14 protein-coding genes are annotated in these 14,781 nt (G+C 69.5%); 7 read left to right on the plus strand and 7 right to left on the minus strand.

Features of this window, described 5'->3' with window-relative positions:
- Nucleotides 1–16: 16 nt before the first annotated feature.
- Entirely contained in the window at nucleotides 17–760 is a 744-nt protein-coding gene (locus AB0I12_RS02085) for a universal stress protein (protein ID WP_359923262.1), read from the minus strand.
- 115 nt (nucleotides 761–875) lie between these two features.
- Nucleotides 876–1,517, minus strand: a complete 642-nt coding sequence (locus AB0I12_RS02090) for an HAD hydrolase-like protein (RefSeq protein ID WP_359923265.1) — start codon at nucleotides 1,515–1,517, stop codon at nucleotides 876–878.
- A gap of 42 nt (nucleotides 1,518–1,559) precedes the next feature.
- Between AB0I12_RS02090 and AB0I12_RS02095 the strand changes: the two genes are divergently transcribed.
- On the plus strand, nucleotides 1,560–2,591 hold the full coding sequence (locus tag AB0I12_RS02095; RefSeq protein ID WP_359923268.1) for a DUF4037 domain-containing protein: 1,032 nt from the start codon (nucleotides 1,560–1,562) through the stop codon (nucleotides 2,589–2,591).
- Nucleotides 2,592–2,594: 3 nt separating this feature from the next.
- Nucleotides 2,595–3,629 (plus strand): enolase C-terminal domain-like protein, encoded by a 1,035-nt coding sequence (locus AB0I12_RS02100; RefSeq protein WP_359923271.1) that lies wholly within the window; start codon nucleotides 2,595–2,597, stop codon nucleotides 3,627–3,629.
- 11 nt (nucleotides 3,630–3,640) lie between these two features.
- Here the strand turns inward: AB0I12_RS02100 and AB0I12_RS02105 are convergent, their stop codons facing one another.
- The 4 genes from AB0I12_RS02105 to AB0I12_RS02120 form a co-directional block, all read right to left on the minus strand.
- Nucleotides 3,641–5,281 carry an MOSC and FAD-binding oxidoreductase domain-containing protein gene (locus tag AB0I12_RS02105; RefSeq protein ID WP_359923274.1) on the minus strand — a complete coding sequence of 547 codons (1,641 nt, stop codon included), beginning with the start codon at nucleotides 5,279–5,281 and terminating at the stop codon, nucleotides 3,641–3,643.
- Nucleotides 5,282–5,360: 79 nt separating this feature from the next.
- The gene (locus AB0I12_RS02110; protein WP_359923277.1) at nucleotides 5,361–6,260 is read right to left on the minus strand and encodes a hypothetical protein; all 900 of its coding nucleotides are present in this window, start codon (nucleotides 6,258–6,260) and stop codon (nucleotides 5,361–5,363) included.
- A 9-nt stretch (nucleotides 6,261–6,269) separates the two neighbouring features.
- Nucleotides 6,270–7,160 (minus strand): hypothetical protein, encoded by an 891-nt coding sequence (locus AB0I12_RS02115; RefSeq protein WP_359923279.1) that lies wholly within the window; start codon nucleotides 7,158–7,160, stop codon nucleotides 6,270–6,272.
- 79 nt (nucleotides 7,161–7,239) lie between these two features.
- Nucleotides 7,240–8,766, minus strand: coding sequence for a sulfatase (locus AB0I12_RS02120; protein ID WP_359923280.1), 1,527 nt, complete (start codon nucleotides 8,764–8,766; stop codon nucleotides 7,240–7,242).
- Between the two features lie 85 nt (nucleotides 8,767–8,851).
- Between AB0I12_RS02120 and AB0I12_RS02125 the strand changes: the two genes are divergently transcribed.
- From AB0I12_RS02125 to AB0I12_RS02145, 5 genes are all read left to right on the plus strand, one after another.
- The gene (locus tag AB0I12_RS02125) at nucleotides 8,852–9,856 is read left to right on the plus strand and encodes an acetylxylan esterase (RefSeq protein WP_359923283.1); all 1,005 of its coding nucleotides are present in this window, start codon (nucleotides 8,852–8,854) and stop codon (nucleotides 9,854–9,856) included.
- Nucleotides 9,857–9,960: 104 nt separating this feature from the next.
- Nucleotides 9,961–10,377, plus strand: a complete 417-nt coding sequence (locus tag AB0I12_RS02130) for a glyoxalase superfamily protein (RefSeq protein ID WP_359923285.1) — start codon at nucleotides 9,961–9,963, stop codon at nucleotides 10,375–10,377.
- On the plus strand, nucleotides 10,374–11,360 hold the full coding sequence (locus AB0I12_RS02135) for an RNA polymerase subunit sigma-70 (protein WP_359923288.1): 987 nt from the start codon (nucleotides 10,374–10,376) through the stop codon (nucleotides 11,358–11,360). The genes AB0I12_RS02130 and AB0I12_RS02135 overlap by 4 nt, the downstream gene beginning before the upstream one ends.
- A 10-nt stretch (nucleotides 11,361–11,370) precedes the next feature.
- Complete coding sequence (locus AB0I12_RS02140; RefSeq protein WP_359923291.1) at nucleotides 11,371–12,126, plus strand: beta-phosphoglucomutase family hydrolase; 756 nt, start codon at nucleotides 11,371–11,373, stop codon at nucleotides 12,124–12,126.
- Nucleotides 12,123–14,492 (plus strand): glycoside hydrolase family 65 protein, encoded by a 2,370-nt coding sequence (locus AB0I12_RS02145; RefSeq protein ID WP_359923294.1) that lies wholly within the window; start codon nucleotides 12,123–12,125, stop codon nucleotides 14,490–14,492. The genes AB0I12_RS02140 and AB0I12_RS02145 overlap by 4 nt, the downstream gene beginning before the upstream one ends.
- A 19-nt stretch (nucleotides 14,493–14,511) precedes the next feature.
- On the opposite strand, the gene AB0I12_RS02150 is transcribed toward AB0I12_RS02145, so the two are convergent.
- Nucleotides 14,512–14,781, minus strand: a complete 270-nt coding sequence (locus tag AB0I12_RS02150) for a hypothetical protein (RefSeq protein ID WP_359923296.1) — start codon at nucleotides 14,779–14,781, stop codon at nucleotides 14,512–14,514.

Consider the following 14,781-nt stretch of genomic DNA (forward strand, 5'->3'; position numbering starts at 1 on the left):
GGCCCGGGTCCACTGGTCAGACCAGTACTACTGGACCGCGCGCGAGCCGGGCGACTGTCGCGTTGCCGGTCTGCTGGAGCCAGGTCCGGTCGGCCGTCAGGACGGTCAGGGCCGCGGCGGCGGACTCGGCGAGCACGGCGCTCGCGACGGTGCCGGTGACCGCGCTCCGCCGTACGTCGACCTCCGGGTACGCCGTCTGCCACGCGGTAACGTCGGCCGGACCGGTCTGCAGGATGGTCAGACCAGTGCCCCGCCGCCGCGCCGCGCCGAACGCGAACCCCAGCGCATCCGACCGGTCGTGACCGTCGACGGCGACGACCACACGACCCGTGGACGGTCCGGCCGCGTGGTCCGCGGTCAGCCCGACGACTGCCAGCGACCCCGTCGTACGGCGGGCCAACCGCCGGGCCACGCTCCGCTCGAAGCTGCGACCGTGCTCGATCACCACGAGTGCGCCGGTGCTCTCGCGGGCCTCGTTCAGCAGCGCGGTGGCCGGGCGGCCGGGGAAGACCGTGGTGGAGATCCGCAGGCTCGGGAAGATCTGCCGGACGTGGTCGGCCGCCTCGTCGACGACCTCCTCGGCTGCCTTCAGGTCCCGCTCGTCGACGGTCAGCTCACCGAGCGGGTCGAGCAGGTGGGGCCAGCGGAACACGTGCACGATGCGCAGCTCGGCGCTCCGGGCCGCGGCTTCGGCCGCAGCCCACTCCAGCGTGTCCTGGCTGTCGAGTAGGACGACCACTGGGCCGTAGTACTGCTTCATCGGGGTGCCTCCCTGGACGCTCTTCGGTGTGAAACCACCGTCTCGTCGCAGGCAGGTGCATCACACCAGGGAGAACCACGGGCCTGTACCCCTGGGGATCATGGCGGCTCTCGTCTCAGGCGTCGAGCAGTTGGAGCGCCTCCGTGATCGAAGCGGCGACCGGGGCACCCGTCGAGTGCAGGGCTTGCGGGGTCATCGCGCCGGTGGTGACGAGCACGCAGCGGGCGCCGGCCGCCTGGGCCGCCTCTGCGTCGTCGACGACGTCCCCGATCAGGACGACGTCGGCCGGATCGAGCTGCTGCGCCTCCAGATGCCGGACCAGGCTGTCGGCCTTCGAGCCGCCGCCGATCTCGCCGGGCAGCCCGTCGATCCGGGTGAAGTAGGTCGTCAGCCCGTAGTGCTCGACCGTCGGCGTGAGCCGCGAGTGGAACCACATCGACAGCAACGACTGCGTCCGCCCGCTCGCTGTGCAGGACCGCAGGACCTCGTGCGTCCCGGTGGCCAGCTCACAGGTGTGCAGCAGCGCGTCGTACTGATCGTGGTAGAGCTTGTCGACCTGCTCCCACTCGGCCTCGTCCAGGGTGCGCCGCAGGATCTGCTCGTACGACAGCCGCATCGGCCGCGCGTAGGCCGCCTGCCACTCGCCCCAGCTCAGCTCCGCCCGCCCGAACCCGGCACAAACTTCGTTGACGGCAGCCAGGACGGCGTGATTGTCATTGAGCAGCGTTCCGTTCCAGTCCCACACCACATGTCGCACTGGGCAACTGTAAACGGGCAGACCGAACCGAAAGGCGGCCCAGTGGGTTCCAAGGCTGAGTTCAGGCCGGCGGCTGAGGTCGCGGAAAGGTTTCACGCCGAGGTGGTCGCGCCGCTCGTGGGAGACATCGGCTACGCGGCCGGACTCCTCGGGTGGGGGTCGGACGTTCTCGGGTACGACACCGAGCGGTCGATGGACCACGGCTGGGGACCGCGGCTCGCCGTACTGGTGGACGCGGCCGACGTCGAGCGGGTACGGAAGGCGGTCGACGACGGGCTGCCCGACGAGTACGACGGGTATCCGGTGCGCTTCGGTTGGGACAGCTACGCGCCGCGGCACCACGTGACCGTTGCGACGCTGGGGGACTGGTTGCGGGGGCAGCTCGGGTTCGACGCGTCACAGGGCATCGGGATCGACGACTGGCTGGTGACTCCGCAGCAGCAGCTCCTCGGTGTGGCGGCCGGCCGGGTGTACACGGACGACGGACGGCTGGCCCGGGTTCGTGAGGCACTGGCCTGGTACCCGGACCAGATCTGGTGGTGGACCCTGGCCTGCCAGTGGTCCCGTGTCGCCCAGGAGGAGGCGTTCGTCCAGCGCACGCACGAGGTAGGTGACGAGCTCGGGTCGCGGGTCGTGGCTGCCCGGCTGGTGCGGGACCTCATGCGCCTGGCCCTGTTGCAGGCCAGGGCCTACGCGCCGTACAGCAAGTGGCTCGGTACGGCGTTCGCGCGGCTCGACCACCCGGACGGGCTCGACGTCGCGCTGGCCGATGCGGTCGCGGCCACGTCGTACGCCGAGCGCGAGCGGGCGCTCGTCACGGCGTACGAGCTGGTCGCCCGGCGGCACAACGCGCTCGGGATCACCGACGAGCTCGACCCGGCCCCGCGGCCGTACTTCGACCGGCCCGCGATGGTGCTCGGCGCGGACCGGTTCGTGCAGGCGTGCCTGGCGACCGTGACCGACGAAGCGGTGGCGCGGCACGGGCTGATCGGGTCGATCGACCAGTTCGCGGACAACACCGACGTGCTCAGCAATCCGGCGGCGTTCCGACGGCTGGTCTCTGTCTATCGTTGACCGATGACCCTCGCCAGGCACGTCATCAGCTCGGTCACGACCACCGAGATCCGCTACGACTACCTCCGCACGATCGGCCGCAACTCGTTCCTCGGGAGCCACGGGAGCGGCGGCAGCACCACGGCGTACGTCGTGCAGACCGACCGCGGCGCGACGGGCTGGGGGCTGCCGCTGTACGACGCGGACCCCGGCTCGCTCGTCGGACGGAACCTCGCAGAACTGATCGACCCGGACCGTGGGGTGATCGACCCGGCGGCCGAGTTCCTCGACTACCCGCTGCACGATCTCGCGGCGCGGGTCCTCGACGTGCCGGTGTACGCGATGCTCGGCGGCGCCGGATCGCCCCGGGTGCGCTGCTACAGCGGCGGGATCTACCTCGACGACCTCGACGGCGGGCTGGACGCGATCCGGGCGAACCTCGCCCAGGACCACGAGTTCGGGTTCCGCGACTTCAAGCTGAAGATCGGCCGCGGGCATCGCTGGATGGACTCCGACGGCGGTCTGCAGCGGGACATCGAGGTGACCCGGCTGACCCGCGAGCTGTACCCCGACGCCGGGATCCTTGTCGACGGCAACGACGGCTTCAGCGTGAACACCCTGTTCGAGTACCTGGACGGTGTCGCGGACTGCGACCTGTACTGGATCGAGGAGCCGTTCGCAGAGCGACGCCCCGACCTGGAGGCGCTCCACGAGTACCTGCAGAAACTGCCGGTCCGGCCCAAGGTCGCCGACGGCGAGTACGACCCGAACGTGGAGCACGTCCTCCAGCTGGCCCGCGACGGTCTCGTGGACGTGGCCCTGATGGACGTCACCGGCCACGGCCTCACCGCCTGGCGCCGCACCATGCCCGACCTGTCCGCCGAAGCCTCACCGCACGCCTGGGGCCAGCCGCTCAAGACCCTGTACGCCGCTCACCTGGCCGCCGGCCTCGGCAACATCCCGATCGTCGAAGGCGTCCCCGGCCCCGGCTTCTACACGCTGGAGGACGGCCATATCACCCTCACCGACCAGCCCGGCTTCGGCTTGAAGCTGCCGTAGCGCGGCGGCCGCTACATATCCAAGATGAGGTCGGTCGCCGGGCGGGAGCAGCAGAGGAGTGCCTGCCCGCTCGGCGGCGGTTCCAGTGGGGTGGGGGAGTACGTGAGGTCGCCAGACAGCACCGGGGTGATGCAGTTGTGGCAGACGCCGGTGCGGCAGCTCCACCGCGCCGGCACGTCACAGGCCTCGGCCAGCTCGAGCAGGGTGCCGTCGCGCATGGCTGTCGAGATGCCGCTGCGGGCAAACGTCACCAGCGGCCCATTGCCGGCGACACCGTCCGGCTGATGCGGCGGCCTGAGCGTCTGGCCGACGACACCGGGATTCAGCGATGCCAGCGCGCCGAACAGCTCCGTACGGACCCGAGTTACCCCTACTGCGGTCAGTGCTGCCTGCATGTCCGCCATGAAGCTCTCAGGACCGCAGACGTACGCCGTGGCATCTGGCGGCAGGCCCAGCTCGAGCAGCTTGTCCTTGGTCAGCCGCCCCTCGACGGAGCTGTAGTAGATGTGCTCGTGAGCGTTCGGGAGCTGGGCGAGCAAGTCGTGTGCCTCCGCGGCGAACGCGTGCTCCGTCGGTCCGCGCGCCGCATGGATCCACCACACCTCGCGACTGCTAGCTGCCAGGCTGTGAAGCATCGCGAGGACAGGCGTCACTCCGATCCCCGCGGAGATCAGCAGCACCGGTCCGGTGCCGTCCTCGAGCAAGAACTCACCGCGTGCTGCCGCGACTTCCAGCAGGCTGCCGGACGACAGCTGAGCCATGTAGGCGCTGCCGATCCCGTGCGGCTCCTGCTTGACGCTCACGCGGTAGCCGGGCGAGGTGGAGAGCGAGTAGCTGCGCACAGCCTCCGGCATCCGGAACGTCAGGTACTGACCCGCCTGAGCCGCCGGCAGCTCACCGCCGTCGGGTGCAGCGAGCTTGATGGAGAACACGTCCTTGGCCTCAGCGACGACATCGGTGACGCGCAGCTGCCGGAAGCCGTCCCACGCCGGCCCTGGTGCGTTCTCCTTGTCCAGAAGCTCGTGGAACGATCCTTGCCACCCCGGGCTCATCGCCGGGATGCGTACGGCGATCCGCAGCTTCTCGATGTCGCGGTCGGGTAGGTACAGCAGAGCATCCGTGTCGGAGACGCTCAGGGCACCCGGTCCGGTAGCCGTCTTGACGATCGGATCACCGGCAGCGATCTCGCCTTCGGTGATCACCCGGCAGTAGAACCCCGGCCGGTGGTGGCTGACGAGCAGCGCCGGCAGCTCCGGCTCACCCATCCGCAGTCCGACCCGGTAGCAGGTCACGCGTGGCTGCGTGACCTCCAGCTCGGAGCCGCCGATCCGGTAGCGGTCACCGATGCAGACCTCGTCGTCCGGCAGCCCGTCGACCGTCAGATTCTCGCCGAACTGTCCGTAGCCGAAGTCGTCCCGCCCGAAGTGCTGCGCCCAGTAGCGGTAGGAATCCAGCTGGTACACCAGTACCGCACGCTGCTCGCCACCGTGGCCGGCCAAGTCGCCTTGGCCGTCGCCGTCCAGGTTCAACCGACGGACCATCACCGGCCCGTCGACCGGCCCCTTCCACACGCCGGTGTAGACGGTCTTCCCGTTCCACTCGACGTCCTTCGACAGACCGACGTTCACCGACACCACAGTCGCTTCACTCATCCGGACAGCTCCTCCACCGAGAGGTCACCGCCGACATCATCTCGCGCCCCCGCGGCCCGGGCACTGCCCGAGCCGGCTCTCATTCGCCGAACAGACGGTCGATCGGGAGGAACCAGCGGAAGTCGACCGGATCGCCGAAGGTGGCCGGGACCTTGCCGCGCGGCAGGATGATCGTGGCCGGTCCATTGGCGTGCCCAACGGCGTACAGGTAGCCCGTGCCGGCCGCCTTGTCGATTCCGAGCAGCAGTGTGCCGTAGCTGCCGCAGCTGGTCGCGACCAGTGACTCGAAGCCCTGCCAGGTCGCGCGCCGCACGAGCTTCACGACTGGTTTCATCGGCGTGCCGGTCGGGATGTGGATCGTGTACAGCGCACCGCCGTGAGTGGTGGCCAGGAAGGTGTCGTAGGTCCGCGTCTTGCTGATCAGCGCCATCGCCTTCACCGCCGCGAACCCCGGGTACGACGTCTTGCCGCGCCAGACGCCGTTCGGGTCGACGGTCCACCGGAACAGGACGCCGTCGGAACGCAGCCCGTAGGTGTTCATCCGCCAGGGAGCGTCCTCGGAGGACACGGACTGCTCGACGGCGACGAAGTCCCGCCAGCCGCCGCCGATCCGGGTCAGCTGCGCGTGGTGGACCTCGGCGGTCAAGCCGGCGTGGTACCGGGTGAGGTACAGCCCTGAGCCGATCACGACGTAGCCGGACACGTGGGAACCGCCTGGGTCCGGTTCGGCACGCAGGGAGGTGCTGAGCCCGACCAGACCGGGCGCGAACACTTCCAGCGCGACCTTGGAGTCTCTCGTCAGCGTGGGTGGCACAGTGCTTGTGACCACCTGGGCGCGGTGGTCACCGTTGCTCGTGACCGAGCCGGCCGTGACCGAACAGGTCGCCGTCACACGGTTCGGCGCCGCATCGGCCGGCCAGGCGAGCAGGCTGCCCGCCAGTCCGATCGCCGCCATCAGCGCAGTGGTGCGGATTCTCATCTCGGCCCCCTATTCACCGAAGGGCGGTGGTTCGGGTTGCGAGATCCACCGGAAGTACACGGCGGAGCCGAACGATCCGGGGACCTTGCCACGCGGCTCGATGACGGTCGACGTTCCGACGGCGTGCCCGACGGCGTACAGGTATCCGGCGTGGGTGTCGGTGTCAATTCCGATCAGGAGCGTTCCGTAGATGCCGCACTTCTGCGCGAGCATCGCCTCGTAACCTTGCCAGCCCGACCGGCGGACCAGCTTGACGACCGGTTTCATGGGCGACGTCACCGGAATGTGGATCGTGTACAGCGCACCGCCCCGGGTGTTGGCCAGGAAGGTGTCGTACGTCGCGGTCGCACTGATCAGGGCCATCGACTTGACGGCGGAGAATCCCGGGTACGACGTCTTCTGGCCCCAGTTGGCGGCGTTCCACCGGAACAGCACACCGTCGCGACGCAGCCCGTAGACCGTGTTGCGCGGCAACATGCCCGGCGCCGAGTACGACGAACGGTGGAGAGCGACGTAGCTGCTCCAGCCGCCACCGATCCGCACGAGCGCTCGGGCCATGATCTCCCCGTCCTCGTGGACGATGGAGTAGGTGTTGTACAACGTGTCGCCCAGTACGACGTAACCGCTGACGTCGTAGTCGCCCTCCCCGTTCTTCGAGGAAGCAATCGCGCTGCTCAGCCGAACTGGGGCGGGATACGGCTTGTTCACGAAGAGTCCGGACGACCAGGTCGGCGGCATGGTCGCCAAGACGGCACTGCCGGACTCGCCGCTACCAGTGACCGCACCGACTCCCACCGAGCAGACGGCCGATGCCGTGGCCGACGCCGGCTGGGTTGTTACGGCTCCGAATGCCAGACTCGCCGCGGCGAGCGCCGCGAGAAGTTGCACTGTTCTCGACATGTTCCCCCCACCCCCTTGTTGCCCCTGGGTCAACCGTCCTGGACCAGAACGGGGGGTGTAGAGGGCCGAAGGTCCCGAGTCAGTGGGACCTGTTGGCCTCCGGGTCCTGTTCCACGCGTTGCCTGTGCTCGGCTGCATGCTCCAGTGACCTCTCGTCCGCCCACGACCACTTCGGTGCCGGGGTCGACGGGCCGTCGTACGGCAGGTCGGCATAGTGCCTTTGGAGTTCTGCCAGTTCGGCGGTCAGCGCAGCGCGGGTCTCGGCGAACGCCGGGTCCTCGGCGACGTTGACCAGCTCCTCCGGGTCCTTCTGCAGGTCGTACAGCTCCCACTCGGATTCGAACAGACGCTCCGACGAGCCCGGTACACCGAGGCCGGCGCCGTAGTAGTGGATGAGCTTGAAGTCCTTCGTGCGGATCCCGTAGTGCGCGGGGGCGTGGTGGTACGGGTCGTCGTGCTCCCAGTACCGGTAGTAGATCGCCGTCGGCCAATCCGGGACCTGCTCACCACGCAGTAGCGGCAGGAAGCTGCGGCCTTGGGACGTGGGCAGCTCCAGCCCCGCCATGTCGAGGAATGTCGCTGCGAAGTCCACGTTGGTGACCATCGCGTCGCAGGTGCCGCCGGCCGGGATCACCGACGGCCAGCGGATCATCATCGGCATCTGCAGCGACTCGTCGAACATCAGCCGCTTGTCGAACCAGCCGTGGTCGCCGAGGAAGAACCCCTGGTCGGACGTGTAGACGACGACCGTGTTGTCACTGACGCCCTCCTCGTCGAGGACGTCGAGCAGCCGCCCGACGTTGTCGTCGATGGACTGGACGCACTGCAGGTAGTCGCGCAGGTAGCGCTGGTACTTCCAGCGCATCCGCGCCTCCCGGTTCCCTGGGCCGCGCAGCTCGTCCGGCAGCTCTTCGCCGAGCTCGTCCGCGGCCAGGTCGTCCGCGACGGACATGCGCACGCCGCGAACCGCCTGGCTGCGCGTGCTGTGGTCGTCGAACAGCGTGCTCGGCTCCGGGATCGAACCGACCGGGTAGAGGTGCTTGTGCTTCTCGTCCGGCACCCATGGCCGATGCGGCGCCTTGTGGTGCAGGAGCAGCAGGAACGGGCGGTCCGGGTCCCGCCGGCGGATCCAGTCGATGCTCTGGTCCGTGACGATGTCCGTCGCATACCCGGGCACGATTGCCGCGCCGTCCGGCCCGATCATCAGCGGGTCGACGTAGTCGCCCTGGCCGGGGAACACCCGCCAGTCGTCGAAATGCCGCGGCGCGGACTCCGGCCGCTCACCGAGATGCCATTTGCCGAACAGAGCGGTCTGGTAGCCGGCGTCCTGCAGCACCTCGGCGAACGTCGGCACCCGGTAGTCGATCTCGGTGAAGATCGAGGCGACGCCGTTCACGTGGCTGTACGTCCCGGTCAGGATCGAGGCCCGCGAGGGGGAGCAGATCGAGTTCGTGCAGTACGTCGCGTCCATCCGCACTCCGTCGCGGGCCAGCCGGTCCAGGTGCGGCGTGCTGTTGACCTTGCTACGTGTGTTGTTGCTGTACGCCGAGATCGCGTGCGCGGCGTGATCGTCGGACATCACGAAGACGATGTTCGGAGTCGGCATCACCTCACCCTAGGTCACCCGCGGCCGGATTTGGACATCGCTTACCGCCGGACCGCCGGTGGGCGTAGGTTTGCCGGTTATGGCCATGTTCGACCTTTCCCTCGACAAGCTCCGCGAGTACCGGCCCGAGGTGGCCGCGCCCGCCGACCTGGTCGATTTCTGGCGCCGTTCGATCGAGAAGGCGCGCACCGACGACCTGTCCGCCACGTTCACCCTGATCGACAACAAGCTTGCGGTGATCGACACCTACGACGTCACTTACGCCGGTTTCGACGGCTCGCCGGTCAAGGGCTGGCTGCACGTTCCGGCCGGCGCAACCGGTCCGTTGCCGACCGTCGTGCAGTACCACGGGTACTCCGGAGGCCGGGGCTTCCCGCACGCGACCACGCTGTGGGCGCAGGCCGGTTACGCCCACTTCGTGATGGACACCCGCGGCCAGGGGTACAGCGCCGGCGGCGTCGACGGGACGCCGGACGCCACGCCGTACGCCGGTCTCAACCACACGCCCGGGTTCATGACGCTGGGAATCACCGACCCGGAGACGTACTACTACCGCCGTGTCTTCATCGACGCGGTGCGGGCGCTCGACGCGGCCCGGACGTCGCCGCTGGTGGACCCGGACCGGATGGTCGTCACCGGCGGCAGCCAGGGCGGCGGCATCGCGATCGCGGCGGCCGGCCTGGCGCCGATCGCCGGGATCGAGTTGCTCGGCTGCGCCCCCGACGTACCGTTCCTGTGCCACTTCCAGCGGGCGCTGCAGATCACCGACAAGGACCCGTACGGCGAGATCACGCGGTACCTGAAGGGGTTCCGCCAGGACGTCGACGCGGCGCTCACCACGCTCGGCTACTTCGACGGCGTCAACCTCGGCCGGCTCGCCACGGCGCCGGCGCTGTTCTCGGTCGCGCTGATGGACCCGATCTGCCCGCCCTCGACGGTGTTCGCCGCCTTCAACCACTACGGCGCCACCGGCAGCGAGCAGAAGGACATCGAGGTGTACCACTACAACGAGCACGAGGGCGGCCAGACATACCAGCAGCTCGCGCAGCTCGACTGGTTCGCGAAGGTCTTCGAGGCGTCCGGAAAGTAGTCATCGATCGACCGATGAGTTTTCGGCCCGGGCGTCGTTACACGGTCATTGAACGTCGGTCAGACTGGGACCGACCTGACCGCGGAGGCCCCGAGATGACGCAGATGGACTGGAAACTGGAGCTCGTGATCGTGCCGGTGACGGACGTGGACCGGGCGAAGAAGTTCTACACCGAGCAGTTGGGGTTCGCCGAGGACGTCGACCATCGGGCGGGCGACTCGTTCCGGGTCGTGCAGCTGACACCGCCCGGGTCGGCGTGCTCGATCACGATCGGGACCGGCCTGACCGCCGCACCGCCGGGCAGCTACCAGGGCACCCACCTGGTGGTGAACGACATCGAGGCCGCGCACGCCGAGCTGGCCGGCCGCGGGGTCGAGGTGAGCGAGCCGTTCCACTTCACCCCCGAGGGGAAGCGTCCCGGTCTCGCGCCGGCGCGCGGTGACTACGAGACCTTCCTGTCTTTCGAGGATCCGGACGGCAACGGCTGGACGGTCCAGGAGGTGGGAAGGACCGCCTCGTGACGACTCTCGAGGAGGCGGCGTTCGCGGGTGACGAGACCGCGTTCGCCGACCTCGCGGGCCGGCATCGCCGCGAGCTCCACGTGCACTGCTACCGGATGCTGGCCTCGTTCGACGACGCCGAGGACGCGGTCCAGGAGACGTTGCTGCGGGCCTGGCGCGGTCGCGATCAGTACGACGGGCGCACCTTCTTCCGCGCCTGGCTGTACCGGATCGCCACCAACGTCTGTCTCGACCTCACCCGTCAGCGCAGCCGGCGCCCGGTGTCCGCCGCCACGGACTCGCCGGGGGAGCTGGTCTGGTTGCAGCCGTATCCCGATCGGCTGCTCGACGAGATCGCGCCGCCGGCCGATCAGCCGGACGCCGTCGTGGTGGACCGGGAGACGATCGAGCTCACCTTCCTGATCGCGCTGCAGGCGCTGCCGGCCCGGCAACGCGCCGCGCTGATCGCCCGCGACGTGCTCGGCTGGTCGGCCGCCGACACGGCCAAGCTGCTGGAGACGAGCGTGGCGGCGGCCAACAGCGCGTTGCAGCGGGCGCGGGTGACGATGCAGCAGCGGCTGCCCGAGCACCGCGCCGACTGGTCGGCGCCGCGGCCGACCGCGGAGGAGCGGGAGGTGCTGGCGCGCTTCATCGACGCCCACGAGCGCTGTGACGCCGAGGCGGCGATCGCGATCGCCGGCGAGGACCTGCGGGTCTCGATGCCGCCCGACCGGCTGTCGTTCACCGGGCTGCGCGCCTGCCTGCCGCTGTTCCAGCGGGCCTTCGGGCCGGACCGCGACGGCGACTGGCGTCTCGTACCGACGTCGGCGAACCGGCTGCCCGCCGCGGCGACGTACCTGAAGCGACCGGGCGATTCGATCTGGCGGGCCTTCAAGCTCGACGTGCTGTGGGTCGACCACGGCAAGATCGTGGAGATCACCACGTTCGGTGCGTCCCGGTTCCCGGGCTTCGGCCTCCCCGACCAGTGGTCCCCGGACCGCTAATGTGGTGATCATGCTGGGACTACCTACGGGGATCCGGGCCTGCCTGTTCGACCTGGATGGTGTGCTCACCGACACCGCCGCCGTTCATGCTGCCGCGTGGAAAGAGATGTTCGACGAGTTCCTCCGCGACTATGCGGCGCAGCACGGGATCGCCTTCGTGCCGTTCGACGCCCGCGCGGAGTACGACGCGTATGTCGACGGCAAGCCGCGGCCCGACGGCGTCCGGGACTTCCTGACCTCGCGCGGCATCGCCTTGCCGGAGGGCACGGCCGGGGATCCGCCGTCCGCGATGACGGTCAACGGCCTCGGCAACCGGAAGAACGAGGCGGTGCAGCGGCGGATCCGCACCGACGGCGTGCACGTGTTCGAAGGCTCCCGGAAGTATCTGGAGGCCGCCGAGCAGGCCGGGCTCCGCCGGGCCGTCGTGTCGTCGAGTGCGAACACCCGCCAGGTGCTGGAGGTCACCGGCCTGGCGCGGTTCGTCGAGCAGATCGTCGACGGTGTGACGATCCGGACCGAGGGCCTGAAGGGCAAGCCGGCGCCGGACACGTTCCTCGCCGCGGCCAAGGGCTTCGGCGTCGACCCGTCCGCGGCGGCGGTCTTCGAGGACGCGCTGGCGGGTGTGTCCGCCGGCCGTTCGGGCCAATTCGGGCGGGTGATCGGAGTGGACCGCGTCGGCCAGGCGGCCGAGCTGAAGTCGCACGGCGCCGACGTCGTGGTCCGCGACCTGGCCGACCTGCTGCGGCCGGAGGTGGAGGGCGAATGATCGACCGGGGCCACCATCCGATCGAGCCGTGGCGGCTGCGCGAGACGCGGCTCGCGCTCGACAAGCTGGCGCAGGCGGAGTCCCTGTTCGCCCTGTCGAACGGGCACATCGGCCTGCGCGGCAATCTCGACGAGGGCGAGCCGTATGCGATCCCCGGCACGTACCTGAACTCGTTCTACGAGCAGCGCCCGCTGCCGTACGCCGAGGCCGGCTACGGGTACCCGGAATCCGGGCAGACCCTCGTGGACGTCACCAACGGCAAGCTGATCCGGCTGCTGGTCGACGACTCGCCGTTCGACATCCGCTACGGCTACCTGTCCAAGCACGAGCGCTCGCTGGACTTCCGCACCGGCATCCTCGAGCGGGACGTGGACTGGACGTCGCCGGGCGGCAAGCGGATCAAGGTCCGCAGCCGCCGGCTCGTGTCGCTCACCCAGCGCGCGGTGGCCGCGATCGAGTACGTCGTCGAGCCCGTCGACCAGCCGGCCCGGTTCGTGATCCAGTCCGAGCTCGTGGCGAACGAGGCGCAGCCGAAGCTGTCCGACGATCCGCGGGTGGCCGCGGTCCTGGACAACCCGCTGAAGCCGGTCAGCCACGACGGCGGCGAGCACGGGACCGTCCTGATCCACCGCACGACCCGCAGCCAGCAGCTGATGGCCGCGGCGATGGCGCACGAGGTGGACACCTCGGTCCGCTACGCGATGGACCAGGACGTCCGCGAGGACTGGGCGCGGACCACGGTGATCTGCCAGCTGCAGCCGGGTGAGAGCCTGCGCGTCGTGAAGTACCTGGCGTACGGCTGGTCCAGCCTGCGGTCCGAGACCGCCATCCGGGACCAGGTCGCGGCTGCGCTCGCGAGCGCCCGGTTCTCCGGCTGGGACGGCCTGACCGGGCAGCAGGCCGAGTTCCTGGACGACTTCTGGGACGGCGCCGACGTCGAGGTGCAAGGGCATCCCGAGTTGCAGCAGGCGGTCCGGTTCGCGCTGTTCCACATCCTGCAGGCCGGTGCGCGCGCCGAGCGGCGGGCGATCCCGTCGAAGGGACTGACCGGCGCCGGGTACGACGGGCACACGTTCTGGGACACCGAGGGCTTCGTGCTGCCGGTGCTGACCTACACGATGCCGGACGCCGCCGCGGACGCGCTGCGCTGGCGCCATTCGACGCTGGAGATGGCGAAGCAACGCGCCGCGGAGCTCGGCTTCCGCGGGGCCGCGTTCCCGTGGCGGACGATCCGCGGCCAGGAATGCTCCGGCTACTGGCCGGCGGGGACGGCGGCGTTCCACGTCAACGCCGACATCGCCGAGGCCGTCATGCGGTACTACCGGGCCACCGGCGACGACGACTTCCTCGACGAGGTCGGGCTCGAGCTGCTGGTCGAGACCGCCCGGTTGTGGATGTCGCTCGGCCACCACGACCGCGAAGGGCGCTGGCACCTACCCGGAGTGACCGGCCCGGACGAGTACAGCGCTGTTGCCGATGACAACGTTTTCACCAACCTGATGGCGGCCCGCAACCTGCGCTCGGCGGCCGAGATCGCCGCGAAGGTGCCGGCGAAGGCGCGTGAGCTCGGGGTCGACAGCGAGGAGGAGGCGATCTGGCGGGACGCCGCGGCCGCCGTCTACATCCCGTACGACGAGGACCTCGGAGTGCATCCCCAGTCCGAAGGCTTCACCGGATATGCCGTCTGGGATTTCGAGGCCTACAAGGACAGGTATCCGCTGCTGCTGCACGCGCCGTACTTCCAGCTGTACCGCACCCAGGTCGTCAAACAGGCCGATCTGATGCTGGCGACGTACTGGTGCGGCGATGCGTTCACCGCCGAGGAGAAGGCGCGGAACTTCGACTACTACGAGCGGCTCACCGTGCGGGACTCGTCGTTGTCGGCGTGCGTGCAGGCCGTGATGGCGGCCGAGGTCGGCCACCTGGACCTGGCCTACGACTACGCGTACGAAGCTGCCCTGATCGACATGCGCAACCTGCACCACAACACCGGCGACGGTCTGCACATGGCCTCGCTCGGCGGTGCCTGGAGTGCGCTGGTGGCCGGGTTCGGTGGATTGCGCGAGTGGGACGGCTGCCTGTGCTTCGATCCGGCGTTGCCGGTCGGCCTGGCCGGATTGAGTTTCGCCGTCCGCTGGCGCGGGGTGCGGCTGCGGGTGGAGATCGACCCGCTCTCGGTGAAGTACTCGGTGCACGACGGGCCGGACGCGTCGCTGACGTTGCGGCACGCCGGTGAGCTGATCACGGTCACCGCGAAGCAGCCGGTGATCCGGACCCTGGAGAAGCGCCGGCCGTTGCTGCCGCGGCCGCCACAGCCGCCGGGCCGCGCGCCGCGGCCGGCGATGGCGATCAACGAGGAGAGCTGAGGCCGGCGCTCCGGGTCGGTCAGTGCTTGATGGCGCGGTTCTGGTGGCGGGCCGACAGCGACTCGGCGGTGCCGACGAGCAGTACCGAGGAGATCACCGCGACGATGAAGCCGAGCGCGTTCAGCTCGAAGATGCCGCCGGTGCCGAGAATGCTCGCGATGGTCCCGCCGATCACCGAACCGGCCAGCCCGAGCAGCAGCGTGGCGAGCAGGCCGAGCTTCTGCTTGCCGGGCGTGAAGAGCCGGGCCAGCGCTCCGATGATGAGTCCGGCGATGATGAAGCCGATCAT

This window comes from Kribbella sp. NPDC050459 (assembly GCF_040655315.1).
Classification (GTDB): Bacteria; Actinomycetota; Actinomycetes; order Propionibacteriales; family Kribbellaceae; genus Kribbella.

Coding starts and splice junctions, on each gene's coding strand:
- AB0I12_RS02130 (WP_359923285.1), top strand. CDS start 9,961: ATGGACTGGAAACTGGAGCTCGTGATCGTGCCGGTGACGGACGTGGAC.
- AB0I12_RS02120 (WP_359923280.1), bottom strand. CDS start 8,766: ATGCCGACTCCGAACATCGTCTTCGTGATGTCCGACGATCACGCCGCG.
- AB0I12_RS02150 (WP_359923296.1), bottom strand. CDS start 14,781: ATGATCGGCTTCATCATCGCCGGACTCATCATCGGAGCGCTGGCCCGG.
- AB0I12_RS02105 (WP_359923274.1), bottom strand. CDS start 5,281: ATGAGTGAAGCGACTGTGGTGTCGGTGAACGTCGGTCTGTCGAAGGAC.
- AB0I12_RS02110 (WP_359923277.1), bottom strand. CDS start 6,260: ATGAGAATCCGCACCACTGCGCTGATGGCGGCGATCGGACTGGCGGGC.
- AB0I12_RS02145 (WP_359923294.1), top strand. CDS start 12,123: ATGATCGACCGGGGCCACCATCCGATCGAGCCGTGGCGGCTGCGCGAG.
- AB0I12_RS02100 (WP_359923271.1), top strand. CDS start 2,595: ATGACCCTCGCCAGGCACGTCATCAGCTCGGTCACGACCACCGAGATC.
- AB0I12_RS02140 (WP_359923291.1), top strand. CDS start 11,371: ATGCTGGGACTACCTACGGGGATCCGGGCCTGCCTGTTCGACCTGGAT.
- AB0I12_RS02125 (WP_359923283.1), top strand. CDS start 8,852: ATGTTCGACCTTTCCCTCGACAAGCTCCGCGAGTACCGGCCCGAGGTG.
- AB0I12_RS02115 (WP_359923279.1), bottom strand. CDS start 7,160: ATGTCGAGAACAGTGCAACTTCTCGCGGCGCTCGCCGCGGCGAGTCTG.
- AB0I12_RS02085 (WP_359923262.1), bottom strand. CDS start 760: ATGAAGCAGTACTACGGCCCAGTGGTCGTCCTACTCGACAGCCAGGAC.